At 50.5% G+C, this 25,911-nt stretch carries 27 protein-coding genes; 10 read left to right on the top strand and 17 right to left on the bottom strand.

Annotated elements, in window-relative coordinates:
• Positions 1 to 2: 2 nt before the first annotated feature.
• Positions 3 to 1,103 carry a PrpF domain-containing protein gene (locus tag ACZ5ZV_RS05175; RefSeq protein WP_464120361.1) on the bottom strand — a complete coding sequence of 367 codons (1,101 nt, stop codon included), beginning with the start codon at positions 1,101 to 1,103 and terminating at the stop codon, positions 3 to 5.
• Positions 1,093 to 1,398, bottom strand: coding sequence for a GNAT family N-acetyltransferase (locus ACZ5ZV_RS05170; protein WP_464120360.1), 306 nt, complete (start codon positions 1,396 to 1,398; stop codon positions 1,093 to 1,095). Before ACZ5ZV_RS05170 ends, ACZ5ZV_RS05175 begins: the two co-directional genes overlap by 11 nt.
• A 150-nt stretch (positions 1,399 to 1,548) precedes the next feature.
• Here ACZ5ZV_RS05170 and ACZ5ZV_RS05165 point away from each other — a divergent pair, with 150 nt between their 5' ends.
• Complete coding sequence (locus ACZ5ZV_RS05165; protein ID WP_464120359.1) at positions 1,549 to 2,082, top strand: YceI family protein; 534 nt, start codon at positions 1,549 to 1,551, stop codon at positions 2,080 to 2,082.
• A gap of 51 nt (positions 2,083 to 2,133) precedes the next feature.
• Here the strand turns inward: ACZ5ZV_RS05165 and ACZ5ZV_RS05160 are convergent, their stop codons facing one another.
• Both ACZ5ZV_RS05160 and ACZ5ZV_RS05155 read right to left on the bottom strand, forming a co-directional pair.
• Positions 2,134 to 2,676 (bottom strand): LuxR C-terminal-related transcriptional regulator, encoded by a 543-nt coding sequence (locus ACZ5ZV_RS05160; protein WP_464120357.1) that lies wholly within the window; start codon positions 2,674 to 2,676, stop codon positions 2,134 to 2,136.
• Positions 2,677 to 2,719: 43 nt separating this feature from the next.
• A complete protein-coding gene (locus ACZ5ZV_RS05155; protein WP_464120356.1) occupies positions 2,720 to 4,546 on the bottom strand; it encodes a sensor histidine kinase in 1,827 nt (608 codons plus the stop codon).
• Between the two features lie 95 nt (positions 4,547 to 4,641).
• Between ACZ5ZV_RS05155 and ACZ5ZV_RS05150 the strand changes: the two genes are divergently transcribed.
• Positions 4,642 to 5,415 (top strand): protein-glutamine glutaminase family protein, encoded by a 774-nt coding sequence (locus tag ACZ5ZV_RS05150; RefSeq protein WP_464120355.1) that lies wholly within the window; start codon positions 4,642 to 4,644, stop codon positions 5,413 to 5,415.
• Here ACZ5ZV_RS05150 and ACZ5ZV_RS05145 read toward each other — a convergent pair.
• From ACZ5ZV_RS05145 to ACZ5ZV_RS05135, 3 genes are all read right to left on the bottom strand, one after another.
• Positions 5,412 to 6,455: an NAD(P)-dependent alcohol dehydrogenase gene (locus ACZ5ZV_RS05145; RefSeq protein WP_464120354.1), complete on the bottom strand. Its 1,044-nt coding sequence runs from the start codon at positions 6,453 to 6,455 to the stop codon at positions 5,412 to 5,414. The genes ACZ5ZV_RS05150 and ACZ5ZV_RS05145 overlap by 4 nt on opposite strands.
• An 83-nt stretch (positions 6,456 to 6,538) precedes the next feature.
• Positions 6,539 to 7,033, bottom strand: a complete 495-nt coding sequence (gene ybaK / locus ACZ5ZV_RS05140) for a Cys-tRNA(Pro) deacylase (RefSeq protein ID WP_464120352.1) — start codon at positions 7,031 to 7,033, stop codon at positions 6,539 to 6,541.
• 34 nt (positions 7,034 to 7,067) lie between these two features.
• Positions 7,068 to 8,216, bottom strand: a complete 1,149-nt coding sequence (locus tag ACZ5ZV_RS05135; protein ID WP_464120351.1) for a CapA family protein — start codon at positions 8,214 to 8,216, stop codon at positions 7,068 to 7,070.
• Positions 8,217 to 8,349: 133 nt separating this feature from the next.
• Here ACZ5ZV_RS05135 and ACZ5ZV_RS05130 point away from each other — a divergent pair, with 133 nt between their 5' ends.
• Positions 8,350 to 9,114, top strand: coding sequence for a hypothetical protein (locus ACZ5ZV_RS05130; protein WP_464120350.1), 765 nt, complete (start codon positions 8,350 to 8,352; stop codon positions 9,112 to 9,114).
• On the opposite strand, the gene ACZ5ZV_RS05125 is transcribed toward ACZ5ZV_RS05130, so the two are convergent.
• From ACZ5ZV_RS05125 to gloA, 3 genes are read right to left on the bottom strand one after another with little or no spacing between them, the layout of a single operon-like run.
• The gene (locus ACZ5ZV_RS05125) at positions 9,111 to 9,767 is read right to left on the bottom strand and encodes an AlkZ-related protein (RefSeq protein WP_464120349.1); all 657 of its coding nucleotides are present in this window, start codon (positions 9,765 to 9,767) and stop codon (positions 9,111 to 9,113) included. The two genes, ACZ5ZV_RS05130 and ACZ5ZV_RS05125, sit on opposite strands and share 4 nt — an antisense overlap.
• Before the next feature lie 42 nt (positions 9,768 to 9,809).
• Positions 9,810 to 10,559 (bottom strand): monofunctional biosynthetic peptidoglycan transglycosylase, encoded by a 750-nt coding sequence (gene mtgA, locus ACZ5ZV_RS05120; RefSeq protein ID WP_464120348.1) that lies wholly within the window; start codon positions 10,557 to 10,559, stop codon positions 9,810 to 9,812.
• The gene (gene gloA / locus ACZ5ZV_RS05115) at positions 10,559 to 11,068 is read right to left on the bottom strand and encodes a lactoylglutathione lyase (RefSeq protein ID WP_464120347.1); all 510 of its coding nucleotides are present in this window, start codon (positions 11,066 to 11,068) and stop codon (positions 10,559 to 10,561) included. The genes mtgA and gloA overlap by 1 nt, the downstream gene beginning before the upstream one ends.
• Before the next feature lie 117 nt (positions 11,069 to 11,185).
• Here gloA and ACZ5ZV_RS05110 point away from each other — a divergent pair, with 117 nt between their 5' ends.
• The 5 genes from ACZ5ZV_RS05110 (at position 11,186) to ACZ5ZV_RS05090 (ending at position 16,869) form a co-directional block, all read left to right on the top strand.
• Positions 11,186 to 13,819, top strand: a complete 2,634-nt coding sequence (locus ACZ5ZV_RS05110; RefSeq protein ID WP_464120346.1) for an ATP-binding protein — start codon at positions 11,186 to 11,188, stop codon at positions 13,817 to 13,819.
• Between the two features lie 131 nt (positions 13,820 to 13,950).
• Positions 13,951 to 14,640 (top strand): DUF4360 domain-containing protein, encoded by a 690-nt coding sequence (locus tag ACZ5ZV_RS05105; protein ID WP_464120345.1) that lies wholly within the window; start codon positions 13,951 to 13,953, stop codon positions 14,638 to 14,640.
• A 61-nt stretch (positions 14,641 to 14,701) separates the two neighbouring features.
• Positions 14,702 to 15,298: a DUF4360 domain-containing protein gene (locus tag ACZ5ZV_RS05100; RefSeq protein ID WP_464120343.1), complete on the top strand. Its 597-nt coding sequence runs from the start codon at positions 14,702 to 14,704 to the stop codon at positions 15,296 to 15,298.
• Positions 15,299 to 15,397: 99 nt separating this feature from the next.
• Entirely contained in the window at positions 15,398 to 15,883 is a 486-nt protein-coding gene (locus ACZ5ZV_RS05095; RefSeq protein ID WP_464120342.1) for a hypothetical protein, read from the top strand.
• A 119-nt stretch (positions 15,884 to 16,002) separates the two neighbouring features.
• Positions 16,003 to 16,869: a substrate-binding periplasmic protein gene (locus tag ACZ5ZV_RS05090; RefSeq protein WP_464120341.1), complete on the top strand. Its 867-nt coding sequence runs from the start codon at positions 16,003 to 16,005 to the stop codon at positions 16,867 to 16,869.
• Here the strand turns inward: ACZ5ZV_RS05090 and ACZ5ZV_RS05085 are convergent.
• Positions 16,793 to 17,425, bottom strand: a complete 633-nt coding sequence (locus ACZ5ZV_RS05085) for a DsbA family oxidoreductase (RefSeq protein ID WP_464120340.1) — start codon at positions 17,423 to 17,425, stop codon at positions 16,793 to 16,795. The genes ACZ5ZV_RS05090 and ACZ5ZV_RS05085 overlap by 77 nt on opposite strands.
• A gap of 23 nt (positions 17,426 to 17,448) precedes the next feature.
• On the opposite strand from ACZ5ZV_RS05085, the gene ACZ5ZV_RS05080 reads away from it, so the two are divergent.
• Complete coding sequence (locus ACZ5ZV_RS05080; RefSeq protein WP_464120339.1) at positions 17,449 to 18,495, top strand: FUSC family protein; 1,047 nt, start codon at positions 17,449 to 17,451, stop codon at positions 18,493 to 18,495.
• On the opposite strand, the gene ACZ5ZV_RS05075 is transcribed toward ACZ5ZV_RS05080, so the two are convergent.
• From ACZ5ZV_RS05075 to ACZ5ZV_RS05055, 5 genes are all read right to left on the bottom strand, one after another.
• The gene (locus ACZ5ZV_RS05075) at positions 18,492 to 19,403 is read right to left on the bottom strand and encodes a LysR family transcriptional regulator (RefSeq protein WP_464120337.1); all 912 of its coding nucleotides are present in this window, start codon (positions 19,401 to 19,403) and stop codon (positions 18,492 to 18,494) included. The genes ACZ5ZV_RS05080 and ACZ5ZV_RS05075 overlap by 4 nt on opposite strands.
• A gap of 46 nt (positions 19,404 to 19,449) precedes the next feature.
• On the bottom strand, positions 19,450 to 20,007 hold the full coding sequence (locus tag ACZ5ZV_RS05070) for a hypothetical protein (RefSeq protein WP_464120336.1): 558 nt from the start codon (positions 20,005 to 20,007) through the stop codon (positions 19,450 to 19,452).
• Entirely contained in the window at positions 19,961 to 20,764 is an 804-nt protein-coding gene (locus tag ACZ5ZV_RS05065) for a metallophosphoesterase family protein (protein WP_464120335.1), read from the bottom strand. Before ACZ5ZV_RS05065 ends, ACZ5ZV_RS05070 begins: the two co-directional genes overlap by 47 nt.
• A 102-nt stretch (positions 20,765 to 20,866) precedes the next feature.
• Positions 20,867 to 22,288: an aspartate ammonia-lyase gene (gene aspA / locus ACZ5ZV_RS05060; RefSeq protein WP_464120333.1), complete on the bottom strand. Its 1,422-nt coding sequence runs from the start codon at positions 22,286 to 22,288 to the stop codon at positions 20,867 to 20,869.
• A gap of 18 nt (positions 22,289 to 22,306) precedes the next feature.
• Positions 22,307 to 23,344 carry an MBL fold metallo-hydrolase gene (locus ACZ5ZV_RS05055; protein WP_464120331.1) on the bottom strand — a complete coding sequence of 346 codons (1,038 nt, stop codon included), beginning with the start codon at positions 23,342 to 23,344 and terminating at the stop codon, positions 22,307 to 22,309.
• A gap of 110 nt (positions 23,345 to 23,454) precedes the next feature.
• Between ACZ5ZV_RS05055 and ACZ5ZV_RS05050 the strand changes: the two genes are divergently transcribed.
• A complete protein-coding gene (locus ACZ5ZV_RS05050; protein WP_464120329.1) occupies positions 23,455 to 25,041 on the top strand; it encodes an ArnT family glycosyltransferase in 1,587 nt (528 codons plus the stop codon).
• 55 nt (positions 25,042 to 25,096) lie between these two features.
• Here ACZ5ZV_RS05050 and ACZ5ZV_RS05045 read toward each other — a convergent pair whose 3' ends face one another.
• The gene (locus ACZ5ZV_RS05045; protein ID WP_464120327.1) at positions 25,097 to 25,762 is read right to left on the bottom strand and encodes an energy transducer TonB; all 666 of its coding nucleotides are present in this window, start codon (positions 25,760 to 25,762) and stop codon (positions 25,097 to 25,099) included.
• Between the last annotated feature and the right edge of the window lie 149 nt (positions 25,763 to 25,911).

Genomic DNA, 25,911 nt, shown 5'->3' with positions numbered 1-25,911 from the left:
ATTTAATCTCGGTAAAACACGACTCCGCCAAACAGGGGTCGTGCTGTGCGGAAGAAACTTCCCCCCACTGCTTCCCACTGCCCGTCTTTCTCCTCGACTCTCGCACTGAGTGTCAGGACCCCCGAAGGCATTGAAATACGAATTTCATCTGAGTCCGTTGTGGCAAGATCCGCCACCAATGTGCCAGGAATTCGCGCCGCAACAGCGGCACATAAAGACACCGTCAACGGCAGTGCCTTGTGAGGCTGTCCCCCCGCAATCACCCGCATATTGAAGCTGGCAGTGCCATCCAGGGAAGGACTGACCAATCCCACATAGGGAACCGAGACCAAGTCTTTTGCTGCTTCCAGGTCCGAAGCAAGTCCCATAGCCACGGCCGCCTGCCGCCGAAGTTCATCAAGTCCGGCCAGAACCGATTTATGAGAGGCCAGTTCTTCCGGAGATTCAAAACCGGAAACACCGACGTCTGCCGCTCTGACAAAGACCACAGGATTGGCAGCATCCACCATAGAGGTCTCAACCTGTTGCCCCAGATAGGACAAGGGCTCTGACTTGTTCCCCGTCGGGAACAGCCGTCCGGTGGTGGCTCCTCCAGGGCGTTGAAACTCCAGGCGTATGGGGGCGCCACTTCCTGAAACACCGGGAATCTGCAGCTCCCCTTCATAAACCGGCTGCTTGTCTTTTACAGGAAAATAAGAATGAATGATTTTTTGGGTGTTGGCATTAAAGATGCGCACACACGCCTCTTCGCCGGAGGCCTGGCACCAGCCCTGGGAAAGAGCAAATGGCCCCACCACGGAACTGATATTGCCGCAGTTGCCTTTGTAATCCACTTTGCTTTCGTGCACAGACACCTGCGCGAAAGTATAATCGACATCGGCTTCGGGGCGCTGTGAAGGTGAAAGGATGCACACTTTGGACAAAGAGGAAATGCCCCCACCCATGCCATCAAGTTGTCGTCCGTAGGCATCCGGACTTCCCAGAGCGGACAAAAAAATCCCATCCCAAAGAGCTGGATCTGGCGGCAGGTCTTCTTTTTTAAAGACCAGAGCCCGACTGGTGCCGCCCCTCATATAGACGGCAGGCAAGGACTTAAGAGCCATGAGAGGGTCTCGTTTCAGACAAAGGCTTTAGCAGACGTCCAGCTTCCTCTGGATGTTTCTCAAACCAGCGATGCACATAAGGACAAGTCGGGATCACCTTCACACCTTCATCTTGGGCAAACTTCAAAGCTTCCAACACAAGTTTTTCAGCAATGTTCTGACCGCGAGCTTCCACCGGCACCTGAGTGGAGTACAAATCCAATGAGTTTTCAGGCCCACGACGATACAATAGGCGGGCCTCCCCTCCGGTCACTTGCACGGTGAATTTTTGATTAAGAATATTCTCGATTTTCATAGTTCCTCCGATGCCCTGATCGTAGCTTGAGTCAGTACATTTGATTAGTGCCATTATTGCAACAATATATTGCATTAATGTGCCCTTACGCAACAATCAAGAAAGTGACATCATAGACCCATAAACAACCACTTCCCAAGGAGGAATTTTATGGCTCAAACCACTTTCACTATCGATGCGGCTCACTCCAGCGTGAACTTTTCCATCAAACACATGATGATCGCCAAAGTCCATGGCGGGTTCGAAAAACTTTCTGGCACATTGCTACTGGACACCGCCGATGTGACCAAGTCATCCATCGAAGCTGTCATTGATGCCGCCAGCATCAACACCCGCGAAGCCCAACGCGACACACACTTAAAAAGTGCTGACTTCTTCAATGTCGAAAAATATCCGACCCTGAACTTTAAATCGACTCGCGTTGAAAAAGATGGTGAGGACCTGAAGGTCACCGGAGACTTGACCATTCATGGTGTCACCAAAGAAGTCGTACTGGCAGTGGAAGGCCCCTCTGCGGAAATGAAAGACCCCTATGGCAACATCAAAATTGGTTTTTCAGCGACGACAAAAATCAAACGCAAAGATTTCGGTTTAAGCTGGAATGCGGCCCTGGAAGCGGGAGGCGTGTTGGTCGGCGATGACGTCGCTATTTCATTGGATTTGCAGTTTGCTAAGAAAGTTTAACAGACAGGAACTGGCGGCGGAAAACCTTCGGGTGTTCCGCCGTCTTTCGCCTTAGGCCAAATTTCGCTTCAAAGCCCAGACGCTGATTTCAACGGCATTGGAAAGATTCAACTTTCTCATCACGTTGGTCTTGTGGGTCTTGATAGTGTGTTCAGAGCATCCCAAAACCAAAGCCACTTCTTTGTTGGTTTTCCCCTGAGCGATCATGCGGATGACTTCAATCTCTCTTGGCGTCAGCACCGAGGTCAGGCGTGGCTCTTCCAAAAGTTTTCTCATCGCCGGGCAGATATAAATGCGCTCGTTAAGCAGGCTTTGAATCGCCTCCTTTAAAACTTCACTGGCAGAGGTCTTTGCCATCATGACTCGCACACCCAGCTTCTGATACTGAGCCAGCACGCCCGCATCATCACATTGAGTTAACAAAGCAAAACGCACATGTGGCGCCTTCTGACGAAGCTCTGTCACCAAATCCAAGCCGGACTTCCCCGGCAAGGCGTGATCCAGAACCACTATGTCGGCACTGCCCGCTTCAAAAAATTTCAGAGCCTCTTCAGTGCTACCCGCTTCACCTCGACAAATCATTTCATCTGACATTGACTCCAGAGAAACGCGCAATCCATGCCGAGTAACAGGATGATCATCTACGATATAAAAGGAAACTTTCGTTTTTTCTGACATAAATAGAACATAACTCCCATTTAACTATTTCGTTCTGCGAGGTTACGGTCAAACAAATAAAGGAAACTTGACCGAAACACGAGTTCCCGCGGGAAGATGATTCTTCAACTCCATAATACCACCCATTTGGGCTACGAAATCCGTCGTAAATCGAAGTCCCAGACCAAAGCCCTCTCCCTGAGCGGTGATGGAGGCGGTCGGGTCCGACAACTGGCGCATCAACTCTTCTGAAATCCCCGGTCCCTGATCTTGAATGATCAGCTCCACATGGCGATCCATTTGCTCCCATTGAATGTCGATCTGCCCCCCCCACCGGACTGAACTTCACCGCATTAGACAGAATATTTCGAATAATGGCTTCGACCACTTTCCCCGATCCCGTCAATGCCACATCCTGCTCTGGCAAATCGATGTTCAAGGTGATATTTTTTTGCAGGACTTGCGGTGAAAGCTGAGCCACGGCGGTGTGAACTCTCTCTTTCAGCCCTACCTTGTGGAAGTTTTCTTCCTCGTAACTCCAGGCCAGCAGATTCTGCAATAACGCTAGCGAAGACTTATTGGCTTCACTGGCCCGGTTCAAAGCCTGCAGCATGTTTATGTTTTCCGTGCCCTGCATTTTCTGGATCACGCCGTTTAAAAGAATCTGCACCCCGGAAAGTGCACCACTGAGATCATGTGCCAGCACCGTCTGGACTTTTTTATTGAAGCGGGTCATTTGCAAGATGGCACCATTCAGGTCCCGCAGGGTCTTATTGCTTTCTTCAAGCTCACTCACATCATTGAGTACGAAAATCTGTGCCTGACTTTCGCCTCCGTGAAAATCCAGTGTGTGACGAATCACCTGATAACTACGATCCGCTATTTTATATTTTCCAACCGTATTTGCGATCGCATCCAGCACAGGAATCTTAGCGGCGGACCTGCCCCGCCAATCTTCCTGCAGCTTCAAAGATCTTTTCGCGGCAAGATTGGCATCCCAATATTCCCCCCGCGTATTCAGTGTCACCACGGGGCTGGGCAGATGTTCCAAGACCTTCTGCTGCGCCAAAGAGACAATCTCCAGCAAATCCACCCGGCTGGCCGCAAAGTGCATTCCCCATACGCAGGGCCACAAACCCAGCACCGTCAACTGAGCCCAAGGGATCGTCTCCGAAGGAACCATTCGAGCCCACGCCTCTAGAAAAGTCGGCCAGGTGCCCGCCAGCATCAGCACCAGCGCATACAGCCTGCGACGCCCCTGCAAAGTCACAAAGGCATAGAATGAAATTCCAAAAGCCGCAGCCACACAGAGTGTGTTGTAGGCAAAGGAAGTCTTTAGCAGAAGCCCTCGTTTGAAGTCGACCAAGCCACTCAAGCCCGGCACAAGTTGGAAGTCATAGAAAATCCACTTCTCAGCAAACGAAAACCCCAGCATCGCCAGAACATTCCCGGCAATCACGATCACTGGCAGCAGAAAAATCCAGTGCAGATGCCGTCGCATGCGATTTGAGAAGTCCGGAAAGAACAAAGCGAGAGTCAGCAGCGTCCAGGCAGGACAGATCAAAGGCAGCATCAACTGACGAGCATGAGTCATGAAGACCTTAAATGACATGGTCTCAATAGCAAACACGCTGATCAGCGAAAACGCCCACATGGCATAGGTGGCCTCGATCAAGAAAATCAACCCGTGAGAATAAGAGCGACGATAGGACCAAGAGCGAGTGGCATAGACCGTGCAAACAAGAAAGCTCAATGCTGTGGACAAGTAAATCAGGACCAAAGTCATTAGGAGATGATAGCTGTCCATACAAAGAGTGCAATTTCTTTCTGCTCAAATCTTCCTCCCGGGGTTCCGGCTCGACTTGGTCATGTTTGGGGAGCAAAGCGCCGATAAGATTCATCATGATTAAAGTCTTTTTTATCTTTGTCTTGTTTAGTTCTTTGAGCGCCCGCGCAGCTGATGATCTAAAGTCCTTTGCCACCAGCCTGGACTCCACCTTGCGCCACCTGAACGCGCAACAGTCAGTTCAGTGTGATTCTTCGAAACTGACTCAAATCCAATCTCGCACCACCAAACTGGAAAGCGATAATGTGTCTGTCCTGACGGAAAAAGAAGCACAGAAACTTTTTCAGGAACTTAAATCCAACGGCGATATCCCCTTCGAGTTTTCCATCGCGGGCTGCGAAGAGAGGGCCCATGAAATGTCACGCCTGATGTTACTTAAGGGTATCACACCTATAAAAGTTTTCGCTTCTGTTGATGAAAACGAATCACCACGCCTGCGCCGCCCGAATCCCACGAAAACCGGAACCACGGTCGAGTGGAAGTATCATGTGGCTCCAGCGGTTCTGGTAAAAAAGGATAACAAACTGATCCCATACATTCTGGATCCGTCGCTAGAAAAAAGCGCCGTCCCCGTCAGCGCATGGCAGGCTTCCATGACCAAGCACAATCCAAAAATGAAAGTGCAGTTGCGTTTCACCCCGGCCTCCCAGTTTGATGAACGAGGCCGCCTTCGCATCAACTTTAAAGATGACTCTTTCAATAAATCGATCAAAGACACTCTGCGCGAATACAAGGTTCGCAACAAAAGCGCCGATGGCGAAGACCAATACTGGTTTGAGCTTCAACGCAACGAAGAGCGCATGATGATGTTCGACGAAGGCGGATACTAAAAATTCGCCTCTGGCACGATCACAGCGCGACCACGTATTTTTCCTTCATCAAGCTTTCTGTAAACCTCAGGAGTTTCATCCAGTTTGAAGTGAGTGACCTCGGCGTGGATGCGGCCCGATTCAGCCAAAGCCAGAACCTCCATCAACTCTGCGCGAGACCCCCAGTAAGGAGTGCTGACCATGCAGCCAAACGGCACTGAGGCACCTCCATCCATGGTGAGCTTGCCTCCCCCCAGTCCCACGATTGTGAAATGACTGTTCATACCCACGATCTTGCTTCCCAAGGTCACCGTGGGTTGGACTCCCACACAATCCAGAACCAAGGCCGCCTTGCGGGGCCCGGTGAATTTAAGAATCTTTTCTGCGGCATCCTCGCTCTTCGTGTTTACCACCAGATCGGCCCCCATTTTTTTGGCCATCTCCAACTTGGCGTCGTCAACATCCCCAGCCACAATGCGGGCTCCAGAAAGACACTTGATCAGTTGCACAGCCATATGGCCCAATCCTCCAACCCCCAACACCACAGCTGTGGCCTCGGGGGTCAGAAGTGGTAACGCCCGCTTGATGGCATGATAAGGCGTCAGGGCCGCATCACTCAAAGGGGCTGCATCCTGAGGCTTCAATTTTCCCAGCGAAACTAACAAACGTTCTGACGGGACCAGCATGTATTCAGCCATTCCCCCATCTGCGCCCAAGCCACCGCCATAGGCCTGACCCGGCTTCCAATTTTCGCAATAGTTTTCATAAGACTGCATGCATGCGTGACAGTGGCCGCATCCCCAGGGCCCATAGATGGCAACGGCGTCACCCTCTTTCCAGTTACGGACTCCCGCACCGGTACCCGCCACCCATCCTGCATTTTCATGTCCCAGAGTAAAAGAATGTTCAATCCCAATCCCGCTGTGAAGAACGTGAAGGTCAGAGTGACACACACCCGCCCCACCGATTTTCACCAGCACCTCTCCCGCTTTGGGCTCTGGCTTTGGCAATTCAACAATTTGCGCAGGTTTTCCCACTCCGACAAAGCGGACCGCTTTCATAGATTCCTCCTGTGAAGATATTCAAAGAGGATTTTAAAGACCCCGCACCAGGCAAACAAGATCAAGTGTCGGGATACAGGGATTCAAGAGCTTTGAACACCCACTTGCACCAACTTCGGTTGCAGAACTCGAACCACTTCCTGCGGCTTCATGGAAACCAAAAAGCCTCTTTTGCCACCGTTGATATAGATGAGCTCCAGATCCAATATGGTTTTTTCCATATATACTGGCATTTTTCTTTTGGTCCCAAACGGGGAAGTCCCCCCCACTTGATACCCCGAATGACGATCTGCCACCTCAGGTTTGCAGGGAGAAATGGTTTTCACCCCCAGTTCTCGCGCCAACTGCTTCGTTGAAACTTGTCGATCCCCATGCATCAAAACCACCAGCGGCTCTTTGTTTTCATTTTCCATAATCAGCGTCTTGATCACACTGTGCTCGGGGATCCCGAGCTCTTTTGAGGAATGTGCGGTTCCACCTTTTTCCTGATACTGAAAAAGGTGTCCTTCATAGCTGACCTGATATTTTAAAAGTTCGCGAATTGCCAACGTGGTGGGAAACTTATCCTTGTCGTTCATGTCAAAACTCTACACCCGGCTGACCCGTCGATCATCACATTTTCTTCTGACAAAGAAAATTCATCAAGGCTCCATCGGGCGACAACCGTCTTTCACTGCCAAACAAAGAGGCCGCATGCTCCAGAGCCTCTTTATTTTTGGTCACCGGCCAGATCTCGGTGCCTTCACGATAAGTGGGGGTGTAGGCGGTTCCAAAAATCCGGGCTCGCCCCCCTTCTTTCACAAGCCCCAGATAAACCACCACACCGGTCTTTCGCGCCACCCCCGCCTGCCCGGCCACGAAGTTTCCCAAAGAATACGCAATCAAAGTTTCGCGACCATCCTTGGTGACATACTTTTCCCACGGTTGCAAAACGTGGGGATGCGATCCGATAATCGCCGTGGCTCCGGCCTCCAGATATTTTCGGGCGTAACTTTTTTGGCGGGAATCCGGAGCATGTTTATATTCCTGCCCCCAGTGCGGCAGTAGAATCAAAGCGTCCACATCCGAGCGTGAGGAAATGTCGCGAATCAGCTCCACCATTTTCTCGGGGGCCTTGTAACAGAACAGAAGCTGGTCTTTACTATCGCTGTGACCATTGCTCATCTCGGTGCATCCTAAGAAGGCCACACGTAAACCGCCGACAGAGACAACTTCATAAAACGGCGCATTTCGCTCCGAAGCTTTGCGAATCCCCACAGTCGGAAGTCCAATCGCCCGGGCCGCATCGATGGTCTTATCAATTCCCAGCGAAGCCCGGTCCAAAGAATGATTATTGGCCACGGTCAAAAGATCATATCCCGATCTTTGCAGATCCCTCAGAATACGCGGATGATAGTTAAAGGAAAAATTAGACCCCGAGTACACCACTTCGTCATAGATAAATCCCACATCCCCATGATCACGCCCCCGGCGATCCACACCCATCGCAGCAGGACCTTCCAGATTGCCCACTGAAAAATGGGCTTTGGTCATCAGGCTGTCCGTGTGTCTCCAAATCTGACTGAAGTTTTGAGTCCCCTTCACCACCGCCCGATAAAGAGCCTCATGCACCAGTATATCCCCCACAAAAGACAGGCTGATCCGTTCCTGCCCGGGTTCGCATTCCGTCATAAAACGAACATCATTCCCTGCAGCGTGTGCGCTCAGGACTTTCAATAGAAACCACGCCAGAAGTCCTAAAAAGATGATTTGTTTTTTCATAAGACCTTATTCTGACGGTTTTAGCGGCAGAAGCAAAAAAGCGCTTCGCACACTGAAGAAAAACAATAGACAGTTCTTGTAAAAAACGCCCACCCACTGGGACTTTCCAAAGCTATCTGTTAAAAGAAAGGGCATGAAATACACACTCTGGCAATTCCTGGCACTATTGGTTTTCAGCACAACACTTCCTGCAAAGGCGCAGATCAGCCTTGAACAATTTCAAGTTATCAGTCAGGCCTTCCAAGCAGAGTTTTCCACCGAACTGGCAGAGCAAAATGCCCGATTGAACATCAATCGTCCCCCCAATCCACAGCTACCCAACTTCTGGTGGGATTTAAACGACCGTCACGCATCTTACAGTGCTTACACGGACTCCCAGGGTCTGACTGAGCATTTTCTGTTTTTATTTGGTGGCTATGCCCGCATGCCCGGAATGACCCCGGATGGAGTGGCTATGACTCTTTGTCATGAACTGGGGCATGGCATTGGTGGCGCCCCTTACAAAAGAAAAACCGACAGCACTCGAGCTTCCACCGAAGGACAGTCCGACTATTTTGCCACCCGCTCCTGTATCAAGCGAGTTTTCAAATATATTCCTGAGTTCCAGCCTGTGCAGGCACCCAACGCCTATACAGAAAATCTGTGTCGCCAGAAGTTCTCCTCCCCGGAAGAACTGTACAATTGCTTCCGTGGATTTCAGGCTTTAGAGGTGGAACGCCTCTTCTTCCGCCAGCTTGCCAGCGGTGGCGGTGAAACCGACTATCACACACCGGATCTGACTGTGGTGGATAAAGTGGAGTTGCATGAAACCTTCTATCCCAGCGCCCAGTGCCGTTTGGACACGATGATTGCCGGGCTTCTGGAGCAGGAACGTCCACGCTGCTGGTATGCCCCTTAGGTTTTGACCAGTTTCTGAGCGTATTTAAAAAACAAGTTATCCGGACCCAGCTTTTTACGCAGGAACGATTCCGCTGAAGCCGCATCCAGTTCCTGCGATTCGAGCCACAGGTCTTCAAACAGATTTTGAGTTGCTGCCATATTCAACGACGGAAAGCTGGAGTCCTGCACTTCTCCATAGCCCACCAAAAAAAGATAATTCCACAGGGGTTTCATGGCCCGATTATAATGGCTTTCCATCATCTTCCCCTGCCAGCCCAGATTTTCTTTGATGATCTTGGTGCTTTGCGGGGAATCCTGCAGGAAGCTGTCCAGCGCCTCCTGACTGCTGCGAGGCAGATTCACGCGACCTTGCGAACTGCCCAGCCACGCCAGCAGGTGGACAAAGACTTCCTTTGAAAAGAAGGTCGCCCGGTTGCGAAACCATTTGGCGTAAACAACCTCTTCACTGCGCGACAGCTCCTCTCGCAACACCCACAATTCTGCCACTCGATTGTCACCGTCCTGATCCCACTCCCAACGCATCTTCGTGCGCGGATAGAGCTCACTCCAAAGACTGGCGGGCTCTTTGCGGTTTTCCAGAGGATACACCAGCAGGCATCCGCGTTCATTGATGGCGGCAATCATTTTGGCTTTTTTCTTGTTTGAGCTCATAAGGAAATCTTAGAACTCTGCCCAGGACCGGGCAAACCAATTTTAGGGAGCGTCCTCTTCGTCTGAATCAAACTTCAGATCCAGGAAATCCAACAAAGAGGCCTCGGCCGTCTTGGGGATCGCTGGCGCCACACGGTTCAAAATACGACGCTGACGACCGACAACATAATTAGAAGGACGATCGATACGGAAACGCCGTGGATTTGGCAGAACTGCCGCAATCAATGAAGCCTGATAGGAGTTCAGATTTTTAGCACTGCGTTTGAAGTACTTTTGTGAAGCCGCCTCCACTCCGTACACGCCCGGCCCCAGCTCTATCACATTCAGATACACTTCCATGATACGCTCTTTGGGCCAGGTGGTCTCAATCAAAACCGTAAAATAGGCCTCCAGACCTTTGCGAATCCAGTCCCGATTGGGCCAAAGAAACACATTCTTCGCCGTCTGCTGGGAAATGGTGCTGGCTCCTTTTTTTCTTTTATGGGTCTTGTTGTACTTGATGGCCTTTTCGATCGCATCAAAATCAAACCCGCTGTGTTCAAAGAAGCGATAATCCTCCGCCTTAAGAACCGCCTTTTGCACAGCCGGTGAAATCTCTTCCAGCGGAACCCAGTCTTTGTGGATGCCGATAAACTCATCCCCCCACACAGAACTGACAGAGCGAATGACCATCAACGGCGTCAACGGCACCGGAACAAATCGGTACAGCAAGACAAAGCCCAGACTGCTCACAAAAAAGAGCAGCAGCGCTTTGAGCATCCACTTTCTGAGAATCGGCCACCATTTGCGCATTAAAGAAGACCCGGTTGAACCACCTCAATCCAGTACTGATCCGGATCTTTGATGAAGGCGATGTTTTTCATTCCGCCTTCGCCCAGGCGTTTTTGGAAGTTCACACCCAAAGCTTCAAAACGCGCGCAGGCCTTCTGAATATCGGGAACAGAGATACAAATATGACCGAAGCCACGAGGCTCGGTGTTGCCATTATGGTAAGGTGTGGTTTCTGCTTCCTCCGTACCCCAGTTGTGCGTCAGTTCCAGCACGGCTTCACGTCCGAAGGCATATTTTGCATTGGCCTCATTATCGGCCGGAACTTGAGTGCTCTCTGGGACATAAGCCAGGAAGAACAAAGAAAACTTCCACTCCGCAAAGTCCAGCTTGCGAATCAACTTCATTCCCAGAACACGCGTATAAAAATCCAAAGACGCCTTGGGGTCTTTGATCCTTAGCATAGTGTGGTTGAAAGTATATGCTTGAGTTTCTTTGTCAGGCGTCTGACAAAGTCCGGGTATAGTCTGCATAAAGATCTCCTAACGAGGTCTATTCATAGCACAATTTTGACTACAGTACAAAAACGCATTTGTGCTTCCATCGAGAGATTTATTGTTTCCCCGCCTGAAGCCCGATAAACTTGATTTATGGAGAGACCCCTTCTGCGCTCATGGCTTGCTCAGGTTCTGCTGATTACCGCTGTCTATTTTATCACTGGCAAAGCAGGCCTGCTTTTGGCCCTGCCACCAGGGCACGCCTCCCTTATTTGGGCCCCATTAGGCCTTAGTATTGCCGCCCTGTTGCTTTTTGGAATCAATCGCTGGCCCGGAGTTGCGGCGGGCGCTTTTCTGATTAATATTCGCAACCTGGATTCTTTCTATGCCATACTGATCCCCTCCGGGGTGGCCCTGGGAAGCACGCTCGGCATTGTCACGGCGGCCTGGCTGATTCGCCGCTGGCTGCAGTTTCCAAAACGGTTTTATACAGAACGGGAAGTCCTGCTCTTTTTGTTGGTGGCAGGTCCACTGTCTTCACTGATCACTGCCACTTTGGGCGCAGGCACCCTTTATTTTGCCGGTGCCGTCGGCCCTAAGGGTCTTTTCCAGAACTGGTTGCATTGGTTTGTGGGGGATGCCACCGGAGGATTGATCTTTGCCCCGGTGGCCCTGATGTTTTCAATCCAGTCGCGCAAGTACTGGCTCAAATCAGTAACCAAGGTTCTGCTGCCAGTGTGTGTTTCTTTTGGCCTGATTCTTTCGGTATTACACTATCTGAACAAAACTGAACAAAGCAAATGGCTGGCTGAGTTCAGTAAAAAATCAGAATTCACCTATAATGTCCTGGAAAAGGATTTGAACTCCAATCTGGACATGCTCAGCTCCCTGCAAAGTTTTTACGAAAGCTCATCCGAAGTGACGGTGGCAGAGTTTAAAAAGTTTGCGGGCACCCTGCATGCCCGTCACCCCGAGGTTCAGGCACTTGCCTGGATTCCCGTGCGCCCGGAAAAACCCGGTCTTTTCGAAATCGAATTCATCGAACCTCTGAATAAGAATGAACCGATCAAAAACCTTAAGTTCAGCGATTATCCCGAGCACGAAGAGCTGTTCAGAAGATCTTTGAAATCTCAACGAATCACCTCCTCACTGCCCCTGCAGATAAATGAGATCGGCTCCAGCAGCTTCCTGTTTTTTGCCCTTGGACATCCCGGTGGAATTTTGCTGGAGGTTCTGAGACTGGATGATGTCCTCAAGGACCTCACCGCGGTTCTGAATGATCCCAGCTACGTCGTTACAATCCGGGACGTCACAACGACCCCGGCCATATTGGTTCTGCAATCGAAGTCGTTTCCCGAACAGGTCAATCCTTTCTTAGAGGACTTCCGCTGGACCAAGCCCATCGAGGTCGGTGATCGCATCTGGGAAGTCACTTTGGAACAAGATCCCTCGCAGTCTCTGGCTGCCATGTCCAACTCCAATCTGTTCCTGATGGCTTCCCTGACCTTTGTGTTTTTACTCTGCGCCCTGCTTCTCACCATCGCCAATCGCATCATGTCGGTGGAGGAAATCGTGGATGAGAAAACCCAGCACCTGATTGATTTAAATCTGCAACTGAAGAAAGCCTCCGAAACGAAATCTGAATTCCTGGCCAACATGAGCCACGAAATACGCACTCCCCTGAACGTCATCATCGGCATGTCTGATTTGCTGGAGGAATCCCCCTTAAATGAAGATCAGGCCCACTATGTGGAAATCTCCAAAAAAGCCGGGCAGAATCTTTTGAACATCGTCAATGACATCCTGGATATCTCAAAAATTGAATCCGGCCTGTTGATTCTGGAAAAAACCCAGGTCCATCTGCACGAGCTAGTCCGTGATGTCTACGACATGTTCGCTCTGAAAGCCCGCGAAAAGAATCTGCAACTGTCGCTTATTCTGAGTCCGGACACGAATCATATCTATCTGGGTGACCCTACGCGCATTCGGCAGATTCTGGCAAACCTGATTGGCAATTCTTTGAAGTTCACCATGCAAGGATCTATTGAGGTCCGCGTTTCTCGCAACAACCTCCCCCACCTGCACGGCAACTTATTGTTCCAGGTGAAGGACACCGGTATCGGCATTCCCGAGGAAAAAATCCCGTCCCTGTTTCAGCCATTTACTCAGGCCGATTCAACCATCACCAGAAAGTTCGGAGGCACCGGGCTGGGGCTGTCCATTTCCAAGCGACTGGTTCACCTGATGAGTGGTGAAATCACGGTTGAAAGCAAACCACATCAGGGAAGTGTTTTTTCTTTCACTTTGGATCTTCCCTGCCTGCAGGATCAGGAAACTCTGCAGACTCTGGAAAAAGAGCCCACCGCTCCCACACCGACAGACTCCCACGAAAAAATGGGCCGAGCTCTTTCCATTCTGGTCGTCGATGATACCGAAGACAATCGCACCTTGATCAAAGCCTACCTTAAGGGCTCTCTCCATCACATTGATGAAGCGGTCAACGGTCAGCAGGCTCTGGAGTTGGCCCGCGAAAATAACTATGATCTGATTTTGATGGATATGCAGATGCCGGTGATGGATGGATTTACGGCCACACAGAAAATCCGTCAGTGGGAAAAAGAACATCGCAAAACACCGGCCACCATCTGGGCATTGACGGCCTATGCTTTGAAAAATGAAATTGATCGCAGCCTTGAGGTGGGGTGCAATTTGCATCTGGTCAAACCCTTGCGTAAAACCGACTTGCTGCGCAACATAGAAGAACTCAGAGCCAAGATGCCACCATAAGAGGTGGCCCAACCCTTGCTATAGCTGTTTCCCAGGTGACGGTTGTCACCAGTTTCTGGGGGGAAACAAATATGTGGCGGGGAATCACTACATCTATATTAGGTCTTACTTTCTTAGCGGCGGCACCGGCCTTGGCACAAACTCCACCGGGTATCAGGATTCATAGTATTCAGGCTGTGGGAAGCGGCTGCCCCGCAGGAAGCTACAATGCCACCATTTCTCCAGACGCCCAGACCTTCTCTTTACTGCTGGACAATTTCATTGCTGAGTCTTCCATGCAAAAACCTATTGTGAGATTGAACTGCGAACTGCGTGTAAATTTCCAGGTTCCGGCAGGATGGACTTTCGCTGTCACGTCGGCGGACTATCGCGGTTTTGCTTATGCTGAAGTTGGCACTCTGGTAACTCACCAGGCTCTTTATTCTTTTGACGGCAGCAAACCCCGCAATGAAAGACCCGGATATGAAAACGGTGGCACCTACAACTTCCGCGCGCAGGAATTCCGCGGACCTTACAACGACACCTACTACATCCGTCACCAGGTCGATCCGCGTGTTGCTCCATGGGCGGCTTGTAATGCCAATTCGATTCAGTCGCTTTACATCACGACTTACTTGATGGCTCGCAATCTGAACTTGTCATCGCTGTTGACCGCGCAGATCACTCTGGACAGCATTGACGGTCAGGTGCAGTCACAGCGCTACCAACTGGCGTGGAAACAATGTCGCCCCTCGGGCGGCGGTTCAGTGACACCCCCGGGTCGCGATCCCGGACCAGGGCGTCCCAACCCAGCACCAGGAAGACCACCGCGTTTTCCATAAATAAAATCAATAACCAAATTTTTAAGTAAAACAAAAACACACATAATCCAAAGGGGGAATTATGAAAGGTACACTATTACTTGCGATCGTTGGTCTTATGTCCGCTGCGAGCATCACTGCTCATGCACAACAAATTCGTTTGGGTCAGCCTGCATACGGCGGTACTGGTTGCCCTGCGGGAAGCGCCAGTGTCACAGTCAGCCCGGATGCTTCAGCACTGAGTATCCTTTTTGACAACTACGTGGCGGAAGCCGGTAACGGACGCGCAATGGATCGTAAGTCCTGCAACATCTCGGTCCCAGTTTCTGTTCCAAGTGGTTACAGTGTGGCAGTCTTCCAGGTGGACTATCGTGGATTTAACTTTGTCCCACGCGGAGGCATGTCCCGCTTTGACGCTGAATACTTCTGGGCCGGCGCCCGCGGACCACGCATCAGCCGCACCTTCATGGGCCCTGTGAACGACAGCTACACGATCTCTGACGGCCTGATTGCCAGCACCATGGTCTGGACGCCGTGCGGAGCGGACGTAAACCTTCGCGTCAATACGTCCATGATGGCCAGATCCAACGGTCGTGGCGAGCAGACGTTGGCCACTGTGGATAGCGCCGATATCAGCTCCGGCCTGATCTATCACCTTCAGTGGAGACGCTGCCGCTAAGCTCTAAAAACCCCACGGGCTCCTGTTCTTAAAAGTAGATGTCAAGACTGTAAAAATACGCTAGCATCGGTTTTTTAAGAGCAACAGGAGCCCGACCCCATGACTCATTCACATCATCACGCCAATACTCTGAGAGTTCGCCATGCCCTCTGGGGCCTGCAAAAGGAAACTCTAACAGCCCTTAAAGCAGAGTTCGATCGCGAAAATGGTTACGAAACAACACCGACAGAATGGTTTCAGGCTTTGATGGGGGCTGAACGCTACGTGTGGTTGCGCGAATTCACATCCCTGATGGCTGACATCGACACCCTGACAGAACTTGAATTCATCACCGATCAACATGCCGCTGTGGCCCGCGCAGAAATTGAACGTCTGCTGTTTGAAGAGCCGCCGCACCAAAGTGAATTTGGTAAACAGTTCCGCCAGCTTTTAATGTCCGGATTAAATTTGCTTCCCCTGCACTCTCAATTAAAGGGTCACTTGCAATTGCTGCCCGAGATGACTATTTCCAAGGATCAAGGTCAGAGCGAACGACGCAACTGGCAGGAAGAACATCGCCACCAGGCTCGCAAAAAACGCAATTAATCCAAGACTCACTTTTCCCTCGAGTTCCCTGCCCCACAGGCGATTTGAGGGAAATTGATATTCAACAACTCTCTCCTCCATGCCCTGATTAGCTGTCAAGTTTGTGTTAAAACCAGGGTATGTTGCAGCTAAAATACTTTTTTCTATTCTGTCTGCTGCTGCTATCGCAGCCGGGCTTGTCACACGAGACCTCTTTAAGACTCGTGACCGAGCACTGGCCTCCTATGTATTTCGAAAAATCCGGAACTGCCCAAGGTATGGCCGTGGATCTGGCCCGAATGATTCAAAAGCATCTCTCCATGCACAACCAAGTCGAAGTCCAGCCTTGGACCCGAGCCTATAAAACCGCACTGACCCAACCCAATGTGTTGCTCTTCACCCTGGTGCGCACACCCGAGCGAGAGAAAATCTTTACCCTGCTGGGGCCGATCGCCGATGGCGACATATCGCTGTACATGTCAGCGCACGCAAAGAACCGAAAAACGATCACTCTGGATGAAATCAAACGCGGTCTGACTGTAGGCACTCATCGGGGCACAGCTTTTCACAACTTGCTGAAGCAGCAGGGATTTGAACATATCGTGCCTGTGAATTCATCCGAAAGTGCCGTGCGCATGCTTATGAGTGGCCGCGTGGAGGTTCTGTGTGATGACGATCTGGCGGTCGCCGAGCTTTTCCGACGAACTGGATACAAAGAAAAAGATTATGTCAAAGTGGCTTCACTGAAATCAAGCTCGCTGTACTTTGCTTTCTCCCAGGGCACAGATCCCCACCTGATCAGAAACTGGCATACAGCTTTGACTGAAATCAAACGCAGTGGTGAATTTGAAGACTTGTATCGAAAATGGTTTTCCCACCTGAAGGCGCCCAAAGAAGTGCTTCTTCTGACGCCTCCTGTGCAGGCCGGCTTTACACTTCCTGAAACGCCTGTAAAAACACCTCAAGTGGCTGAGCTCCTGAGATTCCGACCTCCCTATTTAAAATAAAGAACGGAACACCGGAAATACCAAAACTATAAACTTCGCCAATCAGCGCTTCAACGTCACGCGTGCCCTGATCACTGTTAAGAAACTCATAAATACTTTGAGCCTCATATCCCAGTCGAGCCATCACATCGGCCAGATTGGATTTCTTTGAAAGATCCAGACCCTCGACATAATAGGCCTTGTAAAGTTCATTGGTCACTGCCAACTGCTTTCCATCTTGCCCGGCCAGCCAGATCAGACGGTGACAATCCATGGTGTTGATTTGCGTCTGAATTTTATCGAAGTGCATTTCCGCACCGATATTGTTCGCGGCCTGAACCACACGACGTTCCGCCTCAGCGAAACGCTGCCCGTCGCCAAACTTCTTTGTCAAATATTCGGCTCGTGGAAGCCCCTCCACCGGGACATCGGGATCTAATTGAAAAGGAAGGATTCTCACATCAAATTCAATCTGATCCTTCAGCTGATCCATCGCTTTCAGAAGTGTTGTTTTGCCAACATAACACCAGGGGCAGACGATATCGACGACCACTTCCAGTTCAATTTTCTTTTTCATAATGACTCCTGCCAAGTAGTATAATGGACATCATGACCTTACGCCATCATATCGATGAACTTCTCAAAATAAACCCCGTCGCCTCGCCCTGGCCGCGCATGTTTGTTTGCGCCATCTCCACGACAATTCCTCTTATTATCGGGCTGCTGACGCAGCAAATAGGTGCCGCCATCTTTGGCTCACTGATGGGTTTTCTGCTGGTTCTGAATGACCATATGGGCACCTTGGGACATCGCCTTTGGACGATCACCCTGACGTGCATGATGATGCTGGGTGGACTGACCCTGGGAATACTAACCCATGGGGATCGATGGCTTCTGATGCCTTTGCTGTTCGGTCTGGTGTATTGGCTGGGCTTAATGGGTGGAGGAAAAGGCGCCGAGCTGGAGCGAGCGTTGCTTTTTGCAATCTTTCAGGTTCTGGCCGGAGCCTACGTTCAGGGACTGGAGCGCTATCTGGCCCCAGTCCTCTCCTATGCATTGCTCGGTTATCTGTGTGTGATTGTCTCTTTGACCCTGCTGGTGTTTTTACGTCGTCACACCCCCAATCCCTTTGCTGGTCTGCGTGCCTCACTTAAGAAGTCATTGACGACAGAACGATCGCACCATCTTTATGCCACTGGGTATGCCAGTGCGATCCTCCTAAGCCTCGTGATCGTGGATTACTTCAAAATAGATCACGGCTACTGGGCTGTGGGTACTGTTCTGATTATTATGCGGCCAGAGCTGAAACAAAGCATCTATCGCAGCATTCAGCGTTTCCTAGGCACTTTGCTTGGGGTCCTGGTCGCCGACATCATCATCTACAGCGTGCATTCACCTTGGCTGGCCATCATTATTCTGGGATTGATCAGCTTCTGGGGCCCCTGGTCCATTGTGCGCAGCTACTGGCTAGGGTCGGCCGTCCTGGTCATTATGCTGCTGATCATTCTGGATATGCCCAATCTGCAACGGGGTGATCTGCACACACCCATGGTTCGCCTGACCGCCACCGGGATCGGCTGCCTGCTGTCTCTGGTCGCGATCGTTCTGGTCAATCCCCAGGAAGTCTGGCGACGTCGTCCTCGTTAACAGACCCCTTCATAATTTTTAAATTCGCTCTTGATGAAATTCACAAAGGCCTTCACTTTCGGATTTCGAACCTTTTGCTTCAGATAAGTCAGATACAACCCCACACCCGGATAATGCCATTCAGGCAGCACCCTCTGGACTGCTCCAGAATCCAGCTCCTTCTGCACAAACATCGCGGGCAAAAAACCAATTCCATGGCCTTGCAAAACCGCACCTCGCACAACTTGCGGTTGATTGGACAGCATCACCGGATGGATGGGAACCTTGCGAACCTCGCCGCTTTTATAAGACGTCAGTGATAAAAGATCGGATACTTCATGCATGGAAACACAGGCAAAACGTGGCAGTTCATCCAGCTCTTTCGGCTGTCCGCGCTCTTGAATAAACAAAGCACTGGCGTAAAGCTGAATATCAATTTCCATCAGCTTCAAAGCCACCACCTGGGGCGGCATATCCGTGCCTCCGGCAAAGGCCACATCATAGTCATCGTTTGTCAGGTTCGGCCCTTTGGGTAACAAATCCAAATGCACCCGCAAAGCCGGATTGCGCCGACGGAACTCTCCGATCATCGCAACAAAACTTTCAGAGGCCATCGCCACCGGAGCAGCGATGCGGAACTCACCGCTTAACATAGAATGTGGCGACACCAGGTTGTCCAGTTCTGTGACGATAAAATCAAAGTGGGATTCCGTGCGATCAAAAAGCTTCTGACCTTCAGCCGTCAGTTCCAACTGCCGGGTTTTTCTTTTCACCAGGTTTACAGCCATCTTTTTTTCAAGACTGCTCAACTTCCGACTGAGCTTGGATTTGGGAATATTCAGCAGGCGCGATGCTGACGAAATACTTCCGGCCTGCATGATGCGAATAAAATAGTACACTTCATTGATATCAAGATGACGAAGGTTCATGGCCTCATCATGAACCTTCGCCCAAAAATCGCAAGAGCAAATCGATTCAAAAGTAATAACGTAAACCTACGGAGGCCGAAGCTATGTCCTGATATCCCAGAGCGGACTTCGTGTTGTACTGAGCGATGATGTCCGTATCCAGCAACACGTACTCTGCATAAACAGACCAGGTCTCATTTCTCCAGGCAATGCCCACAGGTATTCCAAAGCGAATGGCCGTAAAATCGTAATATTCGTCCTCGGGAAACTCATCTCCGCTTTGCACAAAAAAAGCTGTATCATCCGTGTACATCGCCTGCACACCAAAGTAAGGCAAAATCACTTCTCCGTATTTACCTGCTCCCCAGATCAAAGGCTGAAAACGGGCCTTCACATTGATCTGCCGGACAGATTTTCCATCGCTGTCCGAACTAAATCCCACACCCAAATCCATCCCAAACCAGCGGCTTTGATTTTCGAAACCTGCGGCCACCGAAGTTTCACCCATAAAGCCTGCATGCTGCAAAGACATCTGCCATTCAACCGCCTGCACAGACAGGGGGCTCAAAACCAGAAGACTAAGGAGCCACAGTCTGACAACTTCCCTTCTGACAATACCAAACATGAAGTTCTCCTTTTTTAAAATCCAAAATGTTGTACTGACGATCCTGGATGCGCGGAACCTGCAAGGACAGATAGTCCGTCATCGCACGCATCAGGAAGGTGTGTTGATGTCCGTTTAAAACCAGATTGACCTTGCTGTCTGAATACAACTTATCAAACTGCATCACCTGCGTAGTCGTAAAATAATTGGAGGAATCAGGGTCCACATGATGGGCGACAATCACCCGCTCAAAATCCTGGCTTTTGGAAACCTCATGAAACATCCAGTCGGCAGACCAGGAGTTGATGAAATCCAGGCGATTGTTGTTAGCTACAATGATCTTGGTGCCGTTGAAATCAAAGGCAAAGTCAGGATTGCCAAAAACGCGCTGATACATCTGAGGACCCTTGCCGATGCTGTCATGATTGCCAATCACCACCAGCGAGGGCTTGTTCAGATTTTGCATGATATCCACGAAAATATCGTATTCGAAATTGTAACCACGATCTGTGAAATCCCCCAGGTGAATCACAAAATCGATATCCCTGCGAGAGTTCAATTCCCTGATGACCGATCGCAGGTCATCATAATTTGAGTGTGTATCGGAAATCGTCGCGATCCTGAATGTATCACTAAGATTCAGGGCCCGAATCTTTTCAACATTACGGGCATTCCAATTGCGAGTGCTTGTCTTGAGCTCGTCCGTGAAAGGTGTTTTTTTAAACTCTGCGCATCCTGCGAAGGTCACCAGAGTCAGTAGCATCAAGAGGAGTTTCATCTTCAACCTGCCTTCAGGTATCAGACTACTCCCACGGGGTGGATTTGATTAGACGGTGAAATCGGAAAGGATCGTTCCGAATATGGAACGATCCACTAAAATTTACTTTTGGATCTTGCCTACATACTTCGGGTTCAAAAGATTTTCCAAAGAGAAAATCTCGTTGAGCTGTTCTTGCGTGACTACACCACGCTCCAGTGCCACCTCTGCAACACTGCGACCTGTTTGCGCGCAGATCTTACCAATACGATCACCTTCATCATGTCCAATGATCGGATCAAGATAAGTCACAATGCCAATACTGTTCATCACATAGTCACGGCAGCGTTCCACATTGGCCGTGATACCGTGAACACATTTGTGTTCCAGAGTTTCACACGCATTCTTCAACAGATCCAGGGATTCAAACAAACTGGAGGCAATGACCGGCTCCATCACATTGAGTTGCAACTGCCCAGCTTCGGCCGCCAATGTAATTGCCAGATCATTACCCATGATCTTAAAGCTGACCTGATTCACCACTTCAGGAATCACAGGATTTACTTTGGCTGGCATGATGCTGGAACCTGCCTGCATTTCTGGAAGATTGATTTCCTTCAGCCCCGCACGCGGCCCAGAGCTTAACAGACGCAGGTCATTGCAGATCTTGGAAAGCTTCACTGCCGTTCTTTTCAACGCACCGGAAATGATAATATAAGCGCCGCAATCACTGGTGGCCTCGATATAGTCCTCTGATTGCACGTAAGGGTGTCCCGTGACTTCAGCTAGCTTCTTCACTGCCAGCTCCGCGTATCCCGGAGGCGTATTGATGCCGGTGCCGATGGCCGTGGCCCCCAGGTTCACTTCCAGCATGAACTTTTGCACAGTCCGAATCAGACGACCATCTTCCTTCAACAGCGTGGCAAACGCATTAAACTCCTGCCCCAAAGACATCGGCACGGCGTCTTGGAGCTGGGTGCGCCCCATTTTCAAAACGTTGTGAAATTCCTTCCCCTTCTTTTCAAAGGCCACAGCCAAAGAATCCAGGGCCTGCAAGGTGCCGTTTATGTGTTCAAACAGCGCCACACGGAAAGCCGTCGGATAGGCGTCGTTGGTGGACTGGCATTTGTTGACGTGATCATTCGGATTGATGACTGAATAAGTTCCTTTGGCCAAACCGCGTTTTTCCAGTGCGATGTTGGCAATCACTTCGTTGGCATTCATGTTGATGGAGGTGCCTGCTCCCCCTTGATAAACGTCGGAAGGGAACTGCTGACCCCACTTCTTCGGATCACGCAAAACTTCGTCACAGGCTTCCACCAAAGATCTGGAAACGTCTGCGGGAATGGTGCCAAGCTCTCCGTTTGCCAGAGCACAGGCTTTTTTCACCAGCGCCAAGCCGCGCACGAAACTTTGGTTGGTGCCGACTGTCTGGCCGGAAATTTTAAAGTTCTCAACCGCGCGCACTGTGTGAATCCCATAGTAAGCTTCGGCAGGAACCTGCTTTTCGCCCAATAAATCTTTTTCTACGCGGAACTTATCCATACATCTCTCCAAGAATAACTATTTTTTTACTTCTATTTTCAGGATCTCGCCATGTTTCATGACGTGAAACGCTCCGTCTTCAAGGCCGGCCTTTTTACGGGCCCTGCCCAGCTCGACGGGAGGCTCGGCCATAGGTTCATCACTTAAACGGAAGGTGCCCCAGTGCACGCCAATAGAATGCTTTGAACGCAAATCCTGATGGATCTGAACAGCTCCGTCAGGATCCACATGCTGTAGTCCCATGAACCAACGGGGTTCATAGGCGCCCACGGGGATCATCGCCAGATCTACATCCCCACGACGGGCATGAATGTCAGCAAAGTCCTTGGAATAACCTGTGTCGCCCGTGTAAACGAAATGGAAACCGTCCGTCTTAATGGACCAACCACCCCACAAACTTTGATTGCGCTGGAACAACCAACGCTGAGTCCAATGCTGGGCAGGAGTAAAGACAAACGACAGGTTCTGCACTTTCACTTCATCCCACCAGTCCAACTCCTGAACATGAGGGATTCCTTCGGACTGCAAAAGCTCTGCATCTCCCAACGGCACCAGGAAAAGAACCTCGGGGTCTTTCTTACCCAGCTCACGCAAAGACGGCAGATCCAGATGGTCATAGTGGCTGTGAGAAACCACGACCACATCAATTTTGGGAAGATCTTTGATAGTGAACGGCAATCCCACCAGACGCTTCGGCCCCATAAAGCTGACCGGAGAAACTCGTTCAGAAAAAACCGGATCAATCAGAATATTCAAACCCCGAAGCTGCAACAAAGCTGTGGAATGCCCCACCCAAGTCAATGTGATGTCCTGGCTGTTCTGCTGAAGATAACCAAGATCTGTTTTAATGATCTCGGGTTCAAAGGGGGGCTCTGCCGGTTTTGAGCTTGTCCAGCGCTCCAGCTGCCACTTCCAGAAACTGGCCTTGGGGGAATTGTCATAGTTATTATAGAACTGAGTCTTCCCACGATAGGGCTTTTGCGGGTCATAATAGCGGAAGCTCTGACATCCCATCAGCACAAATAAACCGATAAAAAGAACCATGGACAATTTCATGCCCCGCAGAGTCTCACTGAGCGACCTGGGAGGCAAGAAAGCTTCAATTTACACCGTTTGTCATGCGGGGATGTGTTGCCAGCAACGCCCCAAGATATTACGACAGAGCATTGACACAACAACCTGATTTCGACCGTGAGGACGTGGCCGTGATTCGTGACTTCTGGAAGCAGCAAACTCTCTCTCAAAAAGTAGTCATCCTGTTTATTTTGACGCTCTTTTTCCGAGCTTTTTTCTCGCTGAATATCGGCCTGATTGACGATGAAGCTTACCACTGGTCCTGGGCGAAATGGTTGCAGCTTTCTTACTTCGACCATCCGGGCATGATCGCGTGGCTGGAAGCCATCACCACCCGTCTTTTTGGTGACACCTATCTGGGGGTCCGCCTGCCGGGGTTCCTGTGTTTTGTTGGAACCGTGGTTTTACTTTATAAACTGACTCGGGATCTGTTCGATGACTGGGCTGCGATTTTTGTCGGCGTTGTTTTGCTGTGGTCCCCTTTCTGGGGCTTTGGCGGTTACGTGGCGTCTCCAGAACCTCCGTTCATGCTCTGCTGGGTGGCAGCTTCTTACGTCTTCTGGCAAGGGGTGCGCGAAGACGACAAAGCCTGGAGTGTGAAAAAAACCTGGCTGTGGCTGGGGGTTCTGATGGGCTTGGGGCTGAACTCCAAATTCATCATCGCCTTGCTGGCTCCGGGCTTTGGTATCTATCTGCTGGCGACACCATCTCGCCGCAAAGATTTCCTGACTCCGTGGCCGTGGGTGGGCTTCCTGATCGCTACTGCTTTGGCAACGCCGATCTTCCTTTGGAATCACATCCATGAATGGCCGGGCTTCAAATATCAATTCCATGATCGTCACACGGGCGAATCTTTCAACTTGAATCGCTGGTTCGTGTTCTTCAGTGCGCAGCTGTTGTTTGCAACTCCGTTCCTGTATGTGCTGATCGCTTTGGCTTTCATCACATCCTTCGTAAAGCGCCAGGAGGCGCGCTGGAGATTCTTGCTGTGCCTGACCCTGCCATCCATCGCAATCTTCTATCCGCAGCCGTTGTTCGCCGATTATAAACCGCACTGGAGCGGGGCTGCTTACACCCTGCTTTTGATGGGGGCTGGTGCGATCTGGTCCCAGGGACTTGTCTGGGGCCGTCGTCAGATCGTCAAAGCGCGCAGTAAAGTCTTCACCTGGGGTATTGCGGGATTCTTTATCGTTCTGGGTCTGATCAGCTACACTCCGTTTGCGTATCCGTGGATTCCCAAAGCTTTCCATCTATTCAATCCCAATGGAGAATGGAAAACCACTTACGATTTCAGTAATGAATTCACGGGCTGGGAAGAGCTGGGCAAATACGTAAACCGCCGTCAGCGTGAAATCCACGCCGAAAGCGGCAGCAAGCCGTTCATCGCGGCTCACCGTTATGAAAATACCGCACAGGTCACTTGGGGCACCAAGCAGAAGGTGTACATGCTAAGCTCCACGGTCAGCAACTACACGGTGATGCAATCCCCGGAGGAGATGAACAACTTGAAAGGTCAAAATGCGATCTTTGTGAGTTCAGAAAAGTATCCGGCCAACCCCATTGAGTGGGCCAAGTGGGATTCCTGTGAAAAGGAAGAACTCAAAACCTTCCGTCACGGCATCCACGCCCGAACGTTCTTCATCTATTTCTGCAAGAACTTCCAGGGCATCACGAAATAGTTGATTTAAATGAAGTCACAAACAAAAACGCCGCTCGTTCAGAAGCGGCGTTTTTTTAATTCAAGACATACTCAATGGGGACTGTGATAACCCAGGAGGTCTTTTGGATTTCCTGTGGGAAGGGCTTCATGCCGTGGATGCCTTTGACCAGATCCAAAGCGGCCTGATTCAAAGTATCGTACGGAGCTTTTTCTAAAACTTCGCTAGCTAACAACGAGCCATCCTGAGCCAGAGTAAAGCGCATGGTGACTTTACCGGTCTGACCCATTTTTCTAGCCAGCACGGGATAGCGTTTACGACGCTCCAGCAGTTTTTTGATTTCATAAAGATAGCGTTGCTCGGGAGAAACTTCGATCCCATTGGCACCCCCCTCACGACCTTCCAAAGCGCCTTTATCAGAAGTGCCCGCCAAGGAGCCCGCCGTTTTGCCAGTTGGTGATTGTTCTTGAGGAGCGGCTTCCGCGACCTTTTCCGTCTTAATCGCCGGGCCGTCGGAATTATCCACCACTACTGGGGCCTTCACCTTCGGAGCTTTGATAATTTCTTCCTGCTTGGGAGCCTGAACTGTTCCGCCATCGCCATACATCAGTTCCACACCCACCGGCAAAGGCACCACACTTGGCGCCGCCATCCCTAAAGCCAACGCGAACAGCCCCCCGTGCAACAGGACGGAAAGGATCAGGGAAACATTCATGTTCGGAGCGAGCTTGGATATTTTCATAGGATTTGCTTGCCCCTTTTATAAGTTCTTGGCCCCAAAAACTCAACCAGACGACCCTAAAATGGCCTCAAATGTAATTAATTTAGCTTTCAGACCCGCCCAATGAAAACGAAATGAAAAAATGGACAAGTTTCCCCAAGGCTTTTACA

This window comes from Bdellovibrio sp. HAGR004, from assembly GCF_055397015.1.
This window is presented reverse-complemented; position numbering and strand designations above follow the sequence as displayed.

Coding starts and splice junctions, on each gene's coding strand:
- ACZ5ZV_RS05175 (WP_464120361.1), bottom strand. CDS start 1,103: ATGGCTCTTAAGTCCTTGCCTGCCGTCTATATGAGGGGCGGCACCAGT.
- ACZ5ZV_RS05170 (WP_464120360.1), bottom strand. CDS start 1,398: ATGAAAATCGAGAATATTCTTAATCAAAAATTCACCGTGCAAGTGACC.
- ACZ5ZV_RS05165 (WP_464120359.1), top strand. CDS start 1,549: ATGGCTCAAACCACTTTCACTATCGATGCGGCTCACTCCAGCGTGAAC.
- ACZ5ZV_RS05160 (WP_464120357.1), bottom strand. CDS start 2,676: ATGTCAGATGAAATGATTTGTCGAGGTGAAGCGGGTAGCACTGAAGAG.
- ACZ5ZV_RS05155 (WP_464120356.1), bottom strand. CDS start 4,546: ATGGACAGCTATCATCTCCTAATGACTTTGGTCCTGATTTACTTGTCC.
- ACZ5ZV_RS05150 (WP_464120355.1), top strand. CDS start 4,642: ATGATTAAAGTCTTTTTTATCTTTGTCTTGTTTAGTTCTTTGAGCGCC.
- ACZ5ZV_RS05145 (WP_464120354.1), bottom strand. CDS start 6,455: ATGAAAGCGGTCCGCTTTGTCGGAGTGGGAAAACCTGCGCAAATTGTT.
- ybaK (WP_464120352.1), bottom strand. CDS start 7,033: ATGAACGACAAGGATAAGTTTCCCACCACGTTGGCAATTCGCGAACTT.
- ACZ5ZV_RS05135 (WP_464120351.1), bottom strand. CDS start 8,216: ATGAAAAAACAAATCATCTTTTTAGGACTTCTGGCGTGGTTTCTATTG.
- ACZ5ZV_RS05130 (WP_464120350.1), top strand. CDS start 8,350: ATGAAATACACACTCTGGCAATTCCTGGCACTATTGGTTTTCAGCACA.
- ACZ5ZV_RS05125 (WP_464120349.1), bottom strand. CDS start 9,767: ATGAGCTCAAACAAGAAAAAAGCCAAAATGATTGCCGCCATCAATGAA.
- mtgA (WP_464120348.1), bottom strand. CDS start 10,559: ATGCGCAAATGGTGGCCGATTCTCAGAAAGTGGATGCTCAAAGCGCTG.
- gloA (WP_464120347.1), bottom strand. CDS start 11,068: ATGCAGACTATACCCGGACTTTGTCAGACGCCTGACAAAGAAACTCAA.
- ACZ5ZV_RS05110 (WP_464120346.1), top strand. CDS start 11,186: ATGGAGAGACCCCTTCTGCGCTCATGGCTTGCTCAGGTTCTGCTGATT.
- ACZ5ZV_RS05100 (WP_464120343.1), top strand. CDS start 14,702: ATGAAAGGTACACTATTACTTGCGATCGTTGGTCTTATGTCCGCTGCG.
- ACZ5ZV_RS05095 (WP_464120342.1), top strand. CDS start 15,398: ATGACTCATTCACATCATCACGCCAATACTCTGAGAGTTCGCCATGCC.
- ACZ5ZV_RS05090 (WP_464120341.1), top strand. CDS start 16,003: ATGTTGCAGCTAAAATACTTTTTTCTATTCTGTCTGCTGCTGCTATCG.
- ACZ5ZV_RS05085 (WP_464120340.1), bottom strand. CDS start 17,425: ATGAAAAAGAAAATTGAACTGGAAGTGGTCGTCGATATCGTCTGCCCC.
- ACZ5ZV_RS05080 (WP_464120339.1), top strand. CDS start 17,449: ATGGACATCATGACCTTACGCCATCATATCGATGAACTTCTCAAAATA.
- ACZ5ZV_RS05075 (WP_464120337.1), bottom strand. CDS start 19,403: ATGAACCTTCGTCATCTTGATATCAATGAAGTGTACTATTTTATTCGC.
- ACZ5ZV_RS05070 (WP_464120336.1), bottom strand. CDS start 20,007: ATGTTTGGTATTGTCAGAAGGGAAGTTGTCAGACTGTGGCTCCTTAGT.
- ACZ5ZV_RS05065 (WP_464120335.1), bottom strand. CDS start 20,764: ATGAAACTCCTCTTGATGCTACTGACTCTGGTGACCTTCGCAGGATGC.
- aspA (WP_464120333.1), bottom strand. CDS start 22,288: ATGGATAAGTTCCGCGTAGAAAAAGATTTATTGGGCGAAAAGCAGGTT.
- ACZ5ZV_RS05055 (WP_464120331.1), bottom strand. CDS start 23,344: ATGAAATTGTCCATGGTTCTTTTTATCGGTTTATTTGTGCTGATGGGA.
- ACZ5ZV_RS05045 (WP_464120327.1), bottom strand. CDS start 25,762: ATGAAAATATCCAAGCTCGCTCCGAACATGAATGTTTCCCTGATCCTT.